At 66.8% G+C, this 15,230-nt stretch carries 20 protein-coding genes; 8 read left to right on the forward strand and 12 right to left on the reverse strand.

Annotated features, from left to right (window positions below; all coding sequences use genetic code 11):
- Positions 1-6: 6 nt before the first annotated feature.
- The 3 genes from lptC to MF609_RS04685 form a co-directional block, all read right to left on the reverse strand.
- The gene (lptC, locus tag MF609_RS04675) at positions 7-645 is read right to left on the reverse strand and encodes an LPS export ABC transporter periplasmic protein LptC (protein ID WP_242415118.1); all 639 of its coding nucleotides are present in this window, start codon (positions 643-645) and stop codon (positions 7-9) included.
- A gap of 9 nt (positions 646-654) precedes the next feature.
- Complete coding sequence (locus tag MF609_RS04680; protein WP_242415119.1) at positions 655-1,275, reverse strand: ribonuclease D; 621 nt, start codon at positions 1,273-1,275, stop codon at positions 655-657.
- Positions 1,276-1,345: 70 nt separating this feature from the next.
- Positions 1,346-2,161: a TerC family protein gene (locus MF609_RS04685; RefSeq protein ID WP_242415120.1), complete on the reverse strand. Its 816-nt coding sequence runs from the start codon at positions 2,159-2,161 to the stop codon at positions 1,346-1,348.
- 207 nt (positions 2,162-2,368) lie between these two features.
- Between MF609_RS04685 and MF609_RS19855 the strand changes: the two genes are divergently transcribed.
- Both MF609_RS19855 and MF609_RS04700 read left to right on the forward strand, forming a co-directional pair.
- Positions 2,369-3,196, forward strand: a complete 828-nt coding sequence (locus tag MF609_RS19855; protein ID WP_277991013.1) for a cold-shock protein — start codon at positions 2,369-2,371, stop codon at positions 3,194-3,196.
- A 77-nt stretch (positions 3,197-3,273) separates the two neighbouring features.
- Positions 3,274-3,630 carry a bleomycin resistance protein gene (locus tag MF609_RS04700; protein ID WP_242415121.1) on the forward strand — a complete coding sequence of 119 codons (357 nt, stop codon included), beginning with the start codon at positions 3,274-3,276 and terminating at the stop codon, positions 3,628-3,630.
- Between the two features lie 148 nt (positions 3,631-3,778).
- Here the strand turns inward: MF609_RS04700 and MF609_RS04705 are convergent, their stop codons facing one another.
- Together MF609_RS04705 and MF609_RS04710 are read right to left on the reverse strand one after the other, a co-directional pair.
- Entirely contained in the window at positions 3,779-4,156 is a 378-nt protein-coding gene (locus MF609_RS04705; RefSeq protein WP_242415122.1) for a hypothetical protein, read from the reverse strand.
- Between the two features lie 68 nt (positions 4,157-4,224).
- Entirely contained in the window at positions 4,225-5,160 is a 936-nt protein-coding gene (locus MF609_RS04710; RefSeq protein WP_242415123.1) for an acyl-CoA desaturase, read from the reverse strand.
- A gap of 85 nt (positions 5,161-5,245) precedes the next feature.
- On the opposite strand from MF609_RS04710, the gene MF609_RS04715 reads away from it, so the two are divergent.
- The 3 genes from MF609_RS04715 to MF609_RS04725 are packed head-to-tail and all read left to right on the forward strand — an operon-like array spanning position 5,246 to position 7,402.
- A complete protein-coding gene (locus MF609_RS04715) occupies positions 5,246-5,566 on the forward strand; it encodes a metalloregulator ArsR/SmtB family transcription factor (protein ID WP_242415124.1) in 321 nt (106 codons plus the stop codon).
- A 40-nt stretch (positions 5,567-5,606) separates the two neighbouring features.
- On the forward strand, positions 5,607-6,557 hold the full coding sequence (locus tag MF609_RS04720) for a glutathione S-transferase family protein (RefSeq protein WP_242415125.1): 951 nt from the start codon (positions 5,607-5,609) through the stop codon (positions 6,555-6,557).
- Between the two features lie 44 nt (positions 6,558-6,601).
- On the forward strand, positions 6,602-7,402 hold the full coding sequence (locus tag MF609_RS04725; protein ID WP_242415126.1) for a glutaminyl-peptide cyclotransferase: 801 nt from the start codon (positions 6,602-6,604) through the stop codon (positions 7,400-7,402).
- A gap of 112 nt (positions 7,403-7,514) precedes the next feature.
- Here the strand turns inward: MF609_RS04725 and MF609_RS04730 are convergent, their stop codons facing one another.
- From MF609_RS04730 to MF609_RS04750, 5 genes are all read right to left on the reverse strand, one after another.
- Positions 7,515-9,128, reverse strand: a complete 1,614-nt coding sequence (locus MF609_RS04730) for a cisplatin damage response ATP-dependent DNA ligase (RefSeq protein WP_242415127.1) — start codon at positions 9,126-9,128, stop codon at positions 7,515-7,517.
- A 10-nt stretch (positions 9,129-9,138) separates the two neighbouring features.
- A complete protein-coding gene (locus MF609_RS04735; protein ID WP_242415128.1) occupies positions 9,139-9,324 on the reverse strand; it encodes a DUF1328 family protein in 186 nt (61 codons plus the stop codon).
- 139 nt (positions 9,325-9,463) lie between these two features.
- Positions 9,464-9,955 carry a Dps family protein gene (locus MF609_RS04740; protein WP_242415129.1) on the reverse strand — a complete coding sequence of 164 codons (492 nt, stop codon included), beginning with the start codon at positions 9,953-9,955 and terminating at the stop codon, positions 9,464-9,466.
- Positions 9,956-10,062: 107 nt separating this feature from the next.
- Complete coding sequence (locus tag MF609_RS04745; RefSeq protein ID WP_242415130.1) at positions 10,063-10,623, reverse strand: TMEM165/GDT1 family protein; 561 nt, start codon at positions 10,621-10,623, stop codon at positions 10,063-10,065.
- A 12-nt stretch (positions 10,624-10,635) separates the two neighbouring features.
- Entirely contained in the window at positions 10,636-10,920 is a 285-nt protein-coding gene (locus MF609_RS04750; protein WP_242415131.1) for a hypothetical protein, read from the reverse strand.
- 182 nt (positions 10,921-11,102) lie between these two features.
- Here MF609_RS04750 and rpmG point away from each other — a divergent pair, with 182 nt between their 5' ends.
- Positions 11,103-11,270: a 50S ribosomal protein L33 gene (gene rpmG / locus MF609_RS04755; RefSeq protein ID WP_055757016.1), complete on the forward strand. Its 168-nt coding sequence runs from the start codon at positions 11,103-11,105 to the stop codon at positions 11,268-11,270.
- 310 nt (positions 11,271-11,580) lie between these two features.
- Here the strand turns inward: rpmG and MF609_RS04760 are convergent, their stop codons facing one another.
- Complete coding sequence (locus MF609_RS04760) at positions 11,581-11,883, reverse strand: hypothetical protein (RefSeq protein ID WP_242415132.1); 303 nt, start codon at positions 11,881-11,883, stop codon at positions 11,581-11,583.
- Between the two features lie 90 nt (positions 11,884-11,973).
- On the opposite strand from MF609_RS04760, the gene MF609_RS04765 reads away from it, so the two are divergent.
- Both MF609_RS04765 and MF609_RS04770 read left to right on the forward strand, forming a co-directional pair.
- Positions 11,974-12,396, forward strand: coding sequence for a CBS domain-containing protein (locus tag MF609_RS04765; RefSeq protein WP_242415183.1), 423 nt, complete (start codon positions 11,974-11,976; stop codon positions 12,394-12,396).
- Positions 12,397-12,441: 45 nt separating this feature from the next.
- Complete coding sequence (locus tag MF609_RS04770; RefSeq protein ID WP_242415133.1) at positions 12,442-13,389, forward strand: hypothetical protein; 948 nt, start codon at positions 12,442-12,444, stop codon at positions 13,387-13,389.
- A gap of 9 nt (positions 13,390-13,398) precedes the next feature.
- Here MF609_RS04770 and MF609_RS04775 read toward each other — a convergent pair whose 3' ends face one another.
- A complete protein-coding gene (locus tag MF609_RS04775) occupies positions 13,399-14,868 on the reverse strand; it encodes a lipopolysaccharide biosynthesis protein (RefSeq protein WP_242415134.1) in 1,470 nt (489 codons plus the stop codon).
- Positions 14,869-15,230: the final 362 nt, after the last annotated feature.

Below are 15,230 nucleotides of genomic sequence, written 5' to 3' on the forward strand. Positions count from 1 at the left end.
GGGCGACTATTTCGTGCGTGCGGGGTCGATGCGCAAGCGCGCATTGCCGGTCAGGCGGACGGTGCGTGCCTCCAGATCGGCATCGAGCCGGTCGCCGCTGAAATTCCCCATCGACGTGGTGCCGGTGACCGCGCCGCCGCTTTGCAGCCGGCGCGTCTTCAGGTCGACGGTCGCGTTGGTCGTGTCGAGCGAATAGCCGTTGGCGGCGCGGAACTGGATCGGCCCCAGCACATCGACCTGTTCGGAGCGCATGTCGTAGCGCCCGCGCGGTGCGGTCAGCCGGGCGGGACCGTCGGGCAGGCGGATGCCGGCGGCCAGTTCCTGCAACTGCACCACCGGTTCGGCCGAACTTTTCTGCACCGCCGATCCGGCGTCGAGGACGAAGGGCTGCCCCTTGGCATCCTGTCCGCGATATTCGGCGGCGCGCAGGCGCATCCGTTCCTGCGCGACATCGACCTTGTTCTTGTCGAGGACGAAGCTGGTGTCGCCGCGCATGAACAGCGGTGCCATCACCAGGAACGCGGCCAGCACGCCGATGGCGATCGGCAGCGCGACCATCAGCGTGGCGATCAGTCGGTCATGCGCGCTGCCCGGCGCGGCGCGGCGCTGCCGGCGCGTTCGTTCCTGGCGGGCGATGTCCGACATGGTCGTCCCTTACATGTGCGCGAAGATGTCGATTTCCGGCCAGCCGGCGATATCCAGCCGCGCGCGGTGCGGCAGGAAGTCGAAACAGGCCTGCGCCAGATCGGTCCGCCCTTCGCGGGCGAGCCGCTTGACCAGTTCCTCGCGCAGCGCATGGAGGAAGCGCACGTCGGAGGCGGCATAGTCGCGCTGCGCATCCGACAGGACCGGGCCGCCCCAGTCGGACGATTGCTGCTGCTTCGAGATATCCTGCCCCAGCAGCTCGCGGACCAGCTCTTTCAGGCCATGACGGTCGGTATATGTCCGCACCAGCCGCGACGCGATCTTGGTGCAGAACACGGGGGCGGCGACGACGCCCAGATAATATTCGATCGCCGCCAGGTCGAACCGGCCGAAATGATAGAGCTTCACCCGGTCCGGGTCGGCCAGCACCGCCTTCAGGTTCGGTGCGGCGTAATCGCTGCCCGGGTTGAAGCGGACGAGATGCTGGTCCTCGCCCCCGTCGGACAGCTGCACGACGCACAGCCGGTCGCGCGGGGTGATGAGGCCCATCGTCTCGGTATCGACGGCGATGTCGGCGCCGGGGGCGAAGACGCCCTCGGGCAGGTCTTCTTCGTGGAAGTAAACGGTCATCGGATGCGCCTAGCGGTTGAAGCGGGTTTTGGAAACTCGCCGGCGCGAGTTTTGCGGTGTCGGCAACTCCTTAATGGACCGATTCGCGCTCAAGGGCTTCGCGGGCAAGGCGCTTCTTCGTCTTGGACCGGCGCGAGACGATGTTGAGCGTCTCCACGCCGGCGGAAAAGGCCATGGCGGCGTAGATATAGCCCTTGGGCACATGCACGCCGAAGCCGTCGGCGATCAGCACCGCGCCGATCATCAGCAGGAAGCCGAGCGCCAGCATGACCACGGTCGGGTTGGCGTTGATGAAGCGCGCCAGCGGGTCGGCGGCGACCAGCATGATGCCGACCGTCACGATGACCGCCGCCATCATGATCGGCACCTCGTCGGTCATGCCGACGGCGGTCAGGATCGAATCGATCGAGAACACCATGTCGAGCGCCACGATCTGCGCGATTGCTGCGCCGAAGCCGATCGCCGCCTTGCCCTTCTTGTCGAACGCGTCGCCGGTCGGTTCGTCGTCCATCGTGTGATGGATTTCCTTCGTCGCCTTCCACACCAGGAACAGGCCGCCCGCGATCAGGATCAGGTCGCGCCACGAAAAGGCGGTCTCGAACGTCGGGCGGCCATAGCCGTCGGGATTGCCCTGTATGCCCAGGTCGAACACCGGCGTGGTCAGCGACACGATGAACGCGATCATCGACAACAGCAGCAGCCGCATGACGAGGGCGAGGCCGATGCCGATTCGCCGCGCAAGTTGTTGCTGGTGCGCGGGCAGCTTGTTCGAGAGAATCGAGATGAAGATCAGGTTGTCGATACCGAGAACGACCTCCAGCACGACCAGCGTGAGAAAGGCGGCCCAGGCGGTGGGGTCGGCCAGAAGCGCGAAAATGGTATCCATGGGGCGAATCTGTGCCGGTTTCGCCACAATTGTACAAGGTTCGGGACGACGGGAAGCATTGCTGCGGCGAAATTGGTTTGGGCCCGCCGTGTTTTAGGCTATGGCAGGGAAGTGGCACCCGGTTTGGCGGTGCCCGGACACCTGCGTTTTTCGCTCGACGCTTGGGTTTACGATGAAGTTGGGCGAACCGGGAAGACGAACAGGGCAATGAGTTTCGATCGAGGACGGCGCGGCGAGCGCGGTGGGCGCGGCAGGGACAAGCGCGACGGTTTTGGTGACGAAGGCGGCAGCTACGGCGGCGGCGGCTTCGGTGGCGGCTTCGGCGGCGACCGTGGTGGTTTCGGTGGCGGCGGCTTCGGCGGTGGCGATCGTGGCGGCTTCGGTGGCGGCGGCTTCGGCGGCGGTGACCGTGGCGGTTTCGGCGGCGGCGGCGGTGGCGGCGGCTTCCGTGGCGGCGGTGGTGGCTTCGGCGGCGGCGGCGGCGGTGGCCGCGGGATGCCCCCGCAGGTCGTCGGCGAAGCGACCGGCGTGGTCAAGTTCTTCAACGCGCAGAAGGGCTTCGGCTTCGTAGTCCGTGATGACGGCGGCGAAGACGTGTTCGTCCACATCTCGGCCGTCGAGCAGGCGGGCCTCAGCGCCCTCGCCGAAGGCCAGCCGATGGGCTTCACCCTCGTCGATCGTGGCGGCCGCATCTCGGCGACCGACCTCAAGATCGACGGCGAGCCGATGCCGGTCACCGGCGGCGGCGCACCGCGCGAACCGCGCGATGCCGGCCCGCGTGCGGGTGGCGGCTTCGGCGGTGGTCCGCAGCGGCAGCTGACCGGCGAACGCGCAAGCGGCGTTGTGAAGTTCTTCAACGCGATGAAGGGCTTCGGCTTCATCCAGCGCGACGATGGCCAGCCGGACGCATTCGTCCACATCTCGGCCGTCGAGCGTGCGGGTCTGCCGACCCTCAACGAAGGCGACCGGCTCGAATTCGAGCTGGAAGTCGATCGTCGCGGCAAGCACGCAGCGGTGAACCTCAACAAGCTGTGAGGTTCTCGCTTCGGCGATGAAAACGGGGCCGGCTGTCCGCAAGGACAGCCGGCCTCTTTTCGTTCGGGAGAAGAAACATGGACCGGGCGACACCGAACCTGCCGTCGCGTGATTTCGCAGTGACGTCGGCATTCTATGCAAAGCTGGGGTTCAAGGAGACATGGCGCGATGCGGGATGGATGATCCTAACGCGCGGCGACCTGCAGCTCGAGTTCTTTCCCTGGCCCGATTTCGATCCGACGACCAGCGGCTATGGCAGCTGCCTCCGGCTGGACGATGTCGATGCGTTTTATGCGGTGGCACAGGCAGCCGGGGTGCCCGAAAAGGCCACCGGCTATCCGCGACTCCAGCCACCGGTGCCGCAGAACGGGTTGCGGATCGGGGCACTGCTCGACCCGGATTGGTCGTTGTTGCGGTTGATACAGAATCCCTGATCGGAAAGCTTGGTATGCGCGTTGGGGGCGAGTTCTCGACGTGCGCTTCTCGACAGGCTCGAAGCTGCTCGAACCCAACGGAATGGGATCGGGAGGTTGCGTAACCTCCGCCTCGGGTCCGACGTCGGACGCACAATGTCCTGCCGCTTTAGCCTGCGCAATAGCCGATGCGATGTGCGATGCAGCCGGTCGAAATCCCGGCAACGCTGAACAGCAGGATCATCAAAAAGGCAGTCGGAGTGAGCGTCGCTCCGCTTCCTTCGCTCAACAGCACAGCGACGACGCTGCCGATGACGGTGCCGGTCGCCAGCCCAAGCCGAACGGCATCGCGCAGGTTCTGGCGACCGTGATGCACGTCAAAATGCCAAAGCGGCAGGCCAATGGCGACGCAAACCGGAACGGCAATGATCGTGCCGAAGAACAGGTAGGGCGGCAGGAGCAAAAGGATTGCGTCGATCCGGTATTCGGCTCGATATGCAAGGCGGGTCAGCGCTTCGGCTCCGAGCGAAATGACCGATATTTCCACGACCGCAGCGAGTGCGGCGAACGTCAGCGCGGTTACCCGACGCTTGAACGACGGCGGTGTCTCGAACGTCATGCCTGAGCGACTTTCCCTGTCGAAGATCCCACGTCCCCGACCCGCCGCAACCCCGAACGCGGCGGCAGATGCGCCGGCTCGTTCAGCGCGCTGACCCAGCCGATCCGCCGCAGCGCCAGTAATAGCCACCAGCCCGGATCATGCTGCCCCGGCAAAATCCCCAGCCGCGCCGATTCGGGAAAGGCATGGTGGTTGCCGTGCCATGCCTCGCCAAAGGTGATGAGGGCGGCGGCGGGCAGGTCGTGGCCCTGCACGCCGGCGCCGTCGATCACCCAGTCTTGCGGCCCGGTGCGATGGGTGATGTGGCCGACCAGCCAATGGCCGGTAACGCCCGCCGCGACACGGACGGGCACGCCCCAGACCAGCCATGGCAATCCTCCGATCGACCAGAACAGCAGCGCCCAGGGGAGTTGCTGCGCCATCCAGCTGGCCTCCAGCCAGCGCAGGAAGCGGTCGTCGCGGAGATAGGGTTCGGGGACGAAGCGGGGTGGCTGGTCGAGGTCGAGCCGGCAGTGCATCTGCCACCACGCATCCTTCAGCATCGGCGCGCGATGGGCATGGAGCGGGTGGCAATCCGGCTGGCGCTGCGCCCAGTCGCGCATGTCGTGCAGCCGGACCATGCCGAGCGGGCCGGCCATACCGACCAGCGTGCCGAGATACACCAACAGCCTTTCGAGCCAGCGCGGCGCAACGAAGCTGCGATGGATCAGCAACCGGTGCAGCCCGACCGAATGTCCCGCACACAGGGTGATCCCGCTGGTTATGAGGAACAGCAGGACGCTGCCGAGCGTGACATGGAAGGGGGCAAAAGCGAGCGCGGACAGCGTCATGCCGCCGATCCACAACGACCGACCCGGTGCCCAGCGAACATGCCCATGGACCGCATCGCTGGTCGCGGTCGCCTTCATCCGCAGCGTCGAACCGTCGCTCATGTCGAGAATCCTTCGGCAATTAGGAAATAACCTAAATAACGAAGCGTGTTTGTCAAGCTGGTCGGTCGCGCCTATCTGTGACGCCATGCAGCGCGTGTTCGAAGCACTGGCGTCGGTTCCCCGGCGCAAGATCCTCGCCTATCTGGCCCATGCCGAATTGAGCGCGGGCGAGATCGCGGCGCGGTTCGACATGTCGAAACCGTCGATTTCGCAGCATCTCTCGATCCTCGAAGCGGCGGGGCTGGTCAGCAGCGAGAAGCGCGGGCAGTTCGTCTATTACCGGCTGGTGCCCGATAACCTGACCAATACGCTGAACGGGTTCGTGCAGGAAGTCTGCCCGGTCGGGCGGCCGCTGAAGCGGGAAAGCGCGGCGCGGCGGGATGGGGGGAACCCGGAGGCGGGCTGAGCGCGTTCCCTCCTGCGACCACAGCGGAGACGAATCGACGATGGGAATGCTGCAGGACGGGGTGTGGACCAACGATACGCCGGTCGCGCCGACCGATGCGTCGGGTAATTTCCAGCGGGCGGAAAGCGGGTTTCGCGACTGGCTGACCCGCGACGGCGCGGCCGGTCCCGACGGGCAGGCGGGCGTTCCGGCGGCGGCGGATCGCTATCACCTCTATGTCAGCCTCGCCTGCCCCTGGGCGCATCGCACGCTGGTGGTGCGGGCGCTCAAAGGGCTGGAGACGCTGCTGCCGGTGACGGTGGTCGGGCCGCTGATGGGCGCGCAGGGGTGGAGCTTTGCCGAGGCGTTCGGCGGTACGGGCGATCCGGTGAACGGCGTCGATCACCTGCACCAGCTCTATGCGATGGCGCGGCCCGGCATGACCGGCAAGGTCACCGTGCCGGTGCTGTGGGACAAGCAGGCGCGCGGAATCGTCAACAACGAATCGTCCGAGATCATCCGGATGTTGAATACGGCGTTCGACGATCTGGGCGCGAAACCGGGCGATTTCTATCCGAGCGAACTGCGCGAGGAGATCGATGCGGTGAACGCGCGTGTGTACGACACCGTCAATAACGGCGTGTATCGCGCGGGCTTCGCCACCACGCAGGATGCCTATGACAAGGCGGTCCATGGCCTGTTCGACTCGCTCGACTGGCTGGAGGATCGCCTGACGGGCGAGTGGCTGGTCGGCGACCGGCTGACCGAGGCGGATATCCGACTGTTCACGACACTGGTGCGGTTCGACCCGGTCTATCACGGGCATTTCAAGTGCAATGTCCGGCGGTTGCTCGACTATCCGCGGCTGCGCGCGCTGGCCGAACGGATCGCCGCGCTGCCGGGCGTCGCCGACACGATCGACCTCGACCAGATCAAGACGCACTATTATCGCAGCCACAAGGATATCAATCCGACCGGCATCGTGCCGGCCGGGCCGGCGGTGCCGTTCTGAACGGTTCAGCTGGCGGCAAGCAGGATGCGAGGAAGACGATGCGCATGATCCGCTGGACACTGCCGCTGGGCCTCGCGCTCGCCACCACCACCGCCGCCGCGCAGACCGGTGCACCGCCGGTGGCACCCGCGCCGGTGCCGGTCGAAGGGATCGCGGCGCGGATCGTCGCGCGCTATCCGCACGACCGCACCGCCTTTACCCAAGGGCTGGTGTGGCAGGATGGCAGCCTGTTCGAAAGCACCGGCCAGCCCGGCGTGTCGGACGTGCGGCGGGTTCGGCTGAACGACGGCAAGGTGCTGGCGCGGAGCAAGCTGCCCGGATTGCAGTTCGGCGAGGGGCTGGCGGTCGATGGCCGGCAGCTGGTCAGCCTGACGTGGCAGGACGGGATCGCGCATCGTTGGGACATGAAGACGCTGAAGCCGGTCGGCCGCGCGCGCTATACCGGTGAAGGCTGGGGACTGGCGAGCGACGGCACGTCGCTGATCCTGTCGGACGGGACGCCGACCCTGCGCTTCATGGACCCGCGGACGTTCAAGGAGCGGCGGCGCGTGACGATCACCGCCAATGGTCGCCCGGTGCACAACCTCAACGAGCTGGAGATGATCGACGGCAAGCTGTGGGGCAATATCTGGCACCGCGACTATATCGTGCGGATCGACCCGGCGACCGGCGCGGTGGACGGGCTGGTCGATCTGGCACCGCTCCGGGCCGAACTGGGGCCGCTCGACCCGGAGGCGGTGCTGAACGGGATCGCGTGGGATGCGGCGGGGAAGCGGTTGTTCGTGACGGGCAAATGGTGGCCGACGCTGTTCGAGATCGCGCTGGAGCCGGTGCCGGGCAAATAATGCGTTACCCCAGCGAAGGCTGGGGTCTCCCGCGGCTCCTGTCCCGTACTGTTACCGGGATACCCCAGCCTTCGCTGGGGTGACGTTTGTGGCGGTGGTTGAGTTGGCCGGCTCAACTCACCCACTTCAGCAACGTCGCGATGTGATCCGCCTCCGCCGCCGGCTTGTCGGTGCGGATGCGGCTGATGCGGGGGAAACGCATCGCGACGCCCGATTTGTGGCGTTTGGATGCGTGGATCGAATCGAACGCGACCTCCAGCACCAGCGTCTTTTCGACCTCGCGCACCGGTCCGAAGCGGTTGACGGTATGCTGGCGCACGAACCGGTCGAGGTCCTTCAGCTCGGCATCGGTGAAGCCCGAATAGGCTTTCCCCACCGGCAGCAGCTCGCCGCCTTCGGCCGGATCGGCGGTCCAGCAGCCGAAGGTATAGTCGGAATAGAAGGACGATCGCTTGCCCGACCCCCGCTGGGCGTACATCATCACGCAATCGGCGACGAGCGGATCACGCTTCCATTTATACCACAGCCCGACGCGGCGGCCGGTGACATAGGGGGAGTCGCGGCGTTTGAGCATGACGCCCTCGATCGCCGAATCGCGGGCGCGACTGCGGATATCGGCCAGTTCGGCAAAGTCGGCGGCATCGATCAGGCGGGAGAGGTCGAACGTCGTCGGGTCGAGCCGGGGGACGAATGCTTCGAGGCGGGCGCGGCGTTCGTGCCATGGACGCTCGCGCAGGTCCTCCGGCCCGTCGAACAATATGTCGTAGAGGCGGACGAAGGCGGGGTAGTCGGTCAGCATCGCCTTCGACACGGTTTTCCGCCCCAGCCGTTGCTGGAGCGCGTTGAAGCTGGCCGCGCCGGTATCGTCGGCGTGGAGCGCATCGCCCTGCCCCTGGCCCCGCACCAGCAACTCGCCATCGAGGACGCCGGGAGTGCGGAAGGCGGCGGCGACTTCGGGAAAGGCGGCGGTGATATCGTCGCCGGCCCTGCTGTAGAGCCGGGTCTCGCCGCCGACATGGACCAGCTGCACCCGGATGCCGTCCCATTTCCATTCGGCGGCATAGTCGGCGAGGTCGACGACACCGTCGTCGAGCGGATGGGCGAGCATGAACGGACGGAACACCGGCAGGTCGGCGGCGTGCGGCTGTGCGGCGCGCCCCTCCGCCCAGTCGAACAATTCGGTGTAGGGCGGGGCAAGGCCGTGCCACACCTCCTCCACCGCATCGACATCGAGGTCGAACGCCTGCGCCAGCGCGGTCTTGGCGAGCCGCGCCGATACGCCGACGCGCAGGCCGCCGGTGGCGAGCTTCAACAGGGCGAAGCGTTCGTCGGATTCGAGCCGGTCGAGCATGTCGGCCAGTGCGCGCGGCGCGTCGGAGCGTGACAGGCTGGCGAGACGGGTGACGACGGTATTTAGGGTCAACGGGTCGCCATCGGCGATGCTGCCGGCCGGCGGTTCGGGCCAGAGCAGCGCGACCGTTTCCGCCGTGTCGCCGACGAAATCGCGGCTCATCGCGAACAGCACGGGGTCGGTGCGTTCGGTGATGAGCGCGCGGATCGTGGCGGACTTGACCGCTGGAATGTCGAGATCGCCGGTCAGCGCGGCGATCGCCCAGCCCCGGTCGGGGTCGGGCGTGTCGCGCAGATAGGCGCCGATCAGCGCCAGCTTGGCATTGCGCGACCGGGTATAGATCAACCGGTCGAGCAGATCGGCAAAGGCGCGCATCGTTGGGAGCCTAGTCGATCGCGTTCTTCACGCCCTTGCCGGCGAGCAGTCCCAGCACCAGCAGTACGGCGAAGATCGCGATGGCGACGAAGAACAGGATCTTGGCGATGCCGACGAACGCGCCGCCGATGCCGCCAAAGCCCAGCGCGCCCAGCACGAGACCCAGTACCAGAAAGATGACGGCCCATTTCAACATCGCGGTGTTCCCGTTCCGATGGGGCAGGATCGCCCCGTTGCCCGAGTAGCGCGTGGGGGACGGTCGGGGTTCCCACCGCAACGAAAAGCCCGCCGATGCGCGCGGCACCGGCGGGCTTTCTGGGTGCCGGGCGGGGGGATCAGCCCTTGCGCGCGGTTTCGAACAGGAACCAGGCGCGTTCCTCGGCTTCGTCGATCCAGTCGTCGGCGAGGCTGCTGGTGGCGGTGTCGCCGGCTTCCTCGGCGGCTTCGCGGGCTTCGCGCAGGCGTTCGACCAGCTTCAGATTGTCGTCACGCAGCTCGGCGAGCATGTCGTCGGGCTTCACGAATTCCTTGTCATTGTCCTTGATCGCGGTGCGGCGGGCGATGTCGCCGATCGAGCGGAGCGAGGTGTTGCCGGTCTTGCGCACGCGCTCGGCGATCACGTCGGTGACGGCAAGGATCTGCGCGGCCTGATCGTCGAGCATCAGGTGATAGTCGCGGAAATGCGGGCCGGAGACGTGCCAGTGAAAGTTCTTGGTCTTCAGATACAGGGTGAAGCAGTCGGCAAGCGCGGCGTTCAGGCCGTCGGCGACGCTGGCGACCTTGTTGTTCGGCAGGTCGGTGGGGGTGTCGAGCGCGGGGTTGGTCACGGGAGTTTCTCCGGCTGGATATGATTCGGTTCAGCAACGATTGCGTTGCCGAATCTTTCCCATCCGGTCTGTCCGAAATTTTCGAGCAGGATGATCGAGCGGCTGGATCAGAGCAGCCGCAGCGCCCCGAGGCCGATGATCGCGCCGGCGAGCAGCAACAGCCCGGCCGTGACCGGACGGATGATGCGAAACGGCAACGCCAGCCAGCCGCGCTCGCCCAGCGTCGCGGCGGCGGCGGACAGCGCGATGGCGGCGAGTGTCGCGCCGATCGCGCCCGCCACCGGATCGGGCGTGCGCGCCACCAGTGCGAAGACGAGGAACTGCCCGCGATCGCCGAGCGCGAGGATGCCGAGGCCGAGCAGGCCGGTCAGCCAGCCGGGCAGCCGCCAATGGTCCAGCCGGTCCTTGATCCGCGCGGCGAACAGCGCCGATCCGCCGGCCGACAGCAGCGCGAGCGCCAGCAACAGGCTGCGCGCATTGGGGGAGAGATGCGGCGCGACCAGGGTCCCGGCGGCGGCGGCCAGCGCAAAGCCGATCGCCTGCGCGACGATGCCAGCGATGGTCGCGGCGGACCCGTGCCGGTCGGCGAGGATCGCGCTCAACAGCGGCGGACGATCGCCGACCCCCGCCAGCAGGACCGCGACGAGCGCGGGGACGAGCGGGTCCATGCGTCCGGGGGGTCAGCCGGCGAGGCGGACCGAACAGGCGGCGGCATAGGCCTGCGCCGTGGCGACGTCGCTCCGCCCGCAGCGCACCGCATCGCGGGCGAGCGCGGTCCATTCGTGGAGCGAGGCTCGCTCGCCCCGCGCGATGGCGGCGTCGACCAGGGCGAGGACCGACAGCGCGGGCAGGCTGGATTCGGCGGTGGCGATCGCCCGAATCGCCTCGATCTCGGCAAAGGGGTGGGCGGGGCCGCCCGTCGTCATCGCCCGCTCCGCATCGATATGCACCGACTCGATCCGCATTGCCGCCTCTCCAACCGTTTGAATCATAACCTGCGCCCCAGAGGTTACGTTCCGGTGAAGGCGTCCGGTCTTGACTCATGGAGCGGATTGCCCCATGCGCCCCCAACTTGCAGCAGCCCGCGTCGTGGCGGGTCGCTTTCCATTGTCATTTGCGGGCGTCATGCCCAAGGGAATTTTGGGTCATGGCAAAGCCGACCACCGTCAAGATCAAGCTCGTCAGCTCGGCCGATACCGGCTTCTTCTATGTCACCAAGAAGAACCCGCGCAACCAGACCGAGAAGCTGACCTTCCGTAAGTATGACCCGGTCGTGCGCAAGCATGTCGAGTTCAAGGAAGCGAAGATCAAGTAAGCGGTTCCGGCCCGCAGCAGGGCCGGTCGTTTACCGCGAAAACCCGCCGGGGGCCGATAGGGCGCCCGGCGGGTTTTCGCGTTTTGGGGCGGTTGAGATGCGCGGTTGCCTGACAAGTCGTCACCCCGGATCAAGCCCGGGGTGACGTGGGATGGGCGAACGGTTCGGCTTCAAACGCCCGTCATTCCCGCGAAGGCGGGAATCCATAGCCGCTATCGTTTCGGCAGGGGGATCGACGCCAGCGCATATGGACTCCCGCCTTCGCGGGAGTGACGAAAAGGGTGGGTCGCACCCAAAGCCGCAATGTCGCCTATTTCCGCGCGTCCCGCCCCGGATCGCGGTCGGCATTGAACGTATCGACCGCCGCGTCATGGCCCGACCCGTTGCTCAGGAACACCAGCGCCATCAGCGCGCCGCCCAGCATCACCGATCCACCGACCCCGCCCAGCGTCGCGGCGGCGATGATCCAGTTCATCGTCCCGACCCACCACCAGATGCCGCCCAGCGCCACCAGCGCGGCGACGGCCGACACGCCGGCCATGATCTTCAGCAACCAGCGGAAGCGTGCCCACGCGAACGCGGCATAATCGGGGTCGTCCAGATCGTTCGCCATGGCTTTTCAATGGGGACGAAGCGTGGAATTCTCAAGGTCATGGACGCGATGCGGGAGGGAACCGCCGCGCCGGACGACAAGGAGAGGGCGATGACGATCGCGGCGATTGCGGGTGGACGGGACGTGGTGTCGGTCGGTGCCGACATGCCGGTGCGCGAGGTGGTGGCGTTGCTGACGCGGCACCGCATCGGTGCGGTGCCGGTGTTGGTCGAGGGCAGGGTCGCCGGCATCTTTTCCGAACGTGACGTGGTCCATGCGCTGGTCGAAGTGGGGGCGGCCGTGCTGGACATGGCCGTAGGCGAGCGGATGAGCAGTCCGGTCGTCACCGTGCCGCCCACGGCGTCGATCCTGGGTGCGCTGTCGCTGATGACGCAGCGGCGCATCCGCCATCTGCCGGTGGTCGAGGGAGACGTGCTGGTCGGGTTCGTCTCGATCGGCGACCTGGTCAAGCACCGCATCGACGGGATCGAGGCAGAGGCGAATGCGATGCGTGCCTATATCCAGCAGGCATAACCCCGCGTTGACCGGCGGTTAAGGCAGCGGTGATAGGGCGGCATCATGGCTAAACCCTCGCTCGCCGAGCATCTCAACTGGCACGTCAAGCAGCGGCTGCACCGTCGGCTGGCGCGGCGGGTGCTGCGCACGCCGCCCATCGCCGGGCGCGACGATGGTGTCATCCTGTTCTCGATGATCGGGACGGCGGTCCTGCTGCCCTATCTGGTTGCGGTCAAGTCGCTCGCCCAGCGGCTGTCGCGCGGGCGGGTGGTGATCCTCGATGACGGGACGCTGACTGCCGATGACAAGGCGGTGCTGGCGCATCACCTGAACGATCCGCGCATCATCCCGATCGGCGATGTCGATACCGGGCCGTGCCCGCGGGGGGGAACGTGGGAGCGGTTGCTGACCATCCTCGACCTGCGCGCCGATGCCTATGTGATCCAGGTCGATTCGGATACGGTCACGCTCGGCGATCTGGCCGAGGTGCGGGCGGCGATCGATGCCGGCCGGGACTTCACGTTGCGTGGAGAGGCCGGCGTGGAGATTCGCACCGCGTCGCACATCGCGCGAGACCGGGCCGGGGTCGATCCGCGCGCGCCGGGGCTGCATGTGCAGGACGCGGCGGAGGCGGCAATCGGTTCGGTCGAACTGGCTCGACCCGGTGAGCTGCACTATGTGCGGGGCTGTTCGGGCTTTGCCGGTTTTGCGCCGGGCGGACCGGGGCGGGAGCTTGCCGAAGGTTTTTCCCAGGCGATGGACGTCGCGATCGGCCGGGATCGCTGGTCGCGCTGGGGCAGCGAGCAGGTGACGTCGAACTTCGTCGTCGCCAATGGGCATGACCCGCTGCTGCTGCCCTATGACCGGTATCTCAATTTCTGGAACGCGGCACTGTTCGGCCGCTCGCATTTTGCGACCGACCCGGCCTTTGTCCACTTCATCGGCACCTATCGCTTCCATGGCGATGCCTATCTGGCGGCGACCCGCACGGCGATCGACCGGCTGGGATAGGGCGTCGGGTCAGGACCGCCGCAGCATCGCCCAGGCGTCGAGCACCGCGCTGCGGGCGAAGATCCACAGGCTGCCAGCATAGACCGCTCCGCCCACCGCCGCCGACAGCGCCAGCGTCGGCACCGGCGACAGCGGTCCCGCCAGATGGGCCGCCAGCGTCACTGCCCCCGCCATGGCCGCGCCCGCGCCGAATGCCGGCGCGACCGCCTGTGCAAAGGCGCCGGCCGACAGTCCGATCACCGGCAACGCCCGCGTCGCAACGATCGCCAGCAGCAGCGGATGCGCGACGATCCACGCGCCCGCTACGCCCGCAATCCCGAAGCGGGCGCCGATCAGAAAGGCGATGGGCAGCACGATCGCGCCGATCGCGGTCGTGCCCGCCGTGGTGCCGGGCCTGCCCAGCGCATCGACCGCCGGAGGGAACAATGCCTGCAAGGTCATGAATGGCATGGCGATGCCGAGCAGCGCGACCAGCGGCGCGGCCTCCGACCATTGCGGCCCCAGCGCGATCGCCACCGCCGGCCGCGCGGTGACCGCCAGCCCGATGAAGAACGGCACCGCGACCAGCATCAGCACCCGCACCGACCGCACGAACCCTTGTGCGACCGCCACCGGATCGTCACGCATCCGGGCATAGGCGGAAAAGGCGACCTCGTTGATTGGCGGCACCACCTTGTTGGTGAAGATCTGGGTCAGGAACAGCGCGGTGGTGTAGATGCCGACCGCGTGGGCATCGAAGAACCGCCCGGCGACGAGGATGTCGGCCTGGCTCTGGGCAAAGCTCAGCAGGCTCGCGCCCGCCACGATCCCGCCATAGCGGGCAAGATGGCCCGCGCCGCGAAAGTCGAAGCTCGGCCACATCCACGCATGGGCCGCGATCATCAGCCCGATCGCGCGGGTGGCGAACAGGACGGCGGGCGCCAGTACCAGCGTCCAGACCTCCAGCCCGGCATATGCGCCGCCGATCGCAGCGAGGGCGCCGGCGAGTGACGACAGCAGATTGACCTGCGCCTGCCGATGGAACTCCATCCGCCGTGCGAGCAACGCATAGGCGAAGGAGCTGAACGGCGTGGCGAGATAGAGCAGCGCCTGTACCCGCAGCAGGTCGGCGACGAACGGCTCGTGGTAATAGGCGGCGGCCAGTGGCGCGAGCAGGAACTGCAGCCCCCCCAGCAGGATGTTGAGCAGCAGCAACATGCCGAACACCTGCCGCTGTTCGCGCGGCGATACCTCGCCATGCTGGATCAGCGCATTGGCGAGGCCGTGGCCGTTCAGCATGTTCAGCAGCAGCAGTACGACCCCGGTCATTGCGACGAGGCCATAATCGCCCGGCGTCAGCAGCCGGATGACCAGAAAGGTCGATGCCCAAGATACGATCTGCCCGACGATCTGGCTTCCCGAACGCCAGATGACGGCCCGGCGCACCTGTCGGCGCAGCGATTCGGGCGGGGGAAGGGGCGATTCGGCAGGGCTTTCCATCGGGCCACCTTGTAACCCCAGGGATTGAGGGCGGGTAAACCCAAGGATTTCCGCCGATCTGCAACTTTCTCGAAACAAAATTGCAAAAAGGCGTTGACGGTTCCGGGCGACCCCCGTAGAGGGCTGTTCACCGGACGGGGCGAGCTACTCGCTTCCACCGAGACAGCGAAACGCAGGCGACGTGATCTGCCCTTCCTAAAGAGGGGTAGCGACGCGACGCCGGTATTGTTGTCTTGCTCTTTGAAATTGTAGTTTAGATGAAGGGACATGTGGGCGGCGGCTTGCGGTCTAGCGCATTCAAGGTGCGTTGGGATCGTTTAAAGTCAAGCTGGCTCATATGTCTTATTACAACCACCATATTG

Source organism: Sphingomonas panni (assembly GCF_022664435.1).
Taxonomy (GTDB): Bacteria; Pseudomonadota; Alphaproteobacteria; order Sphingomonadales; family Sphingomonadaceae; genus Sphingomonas; species Sphingomonas panni.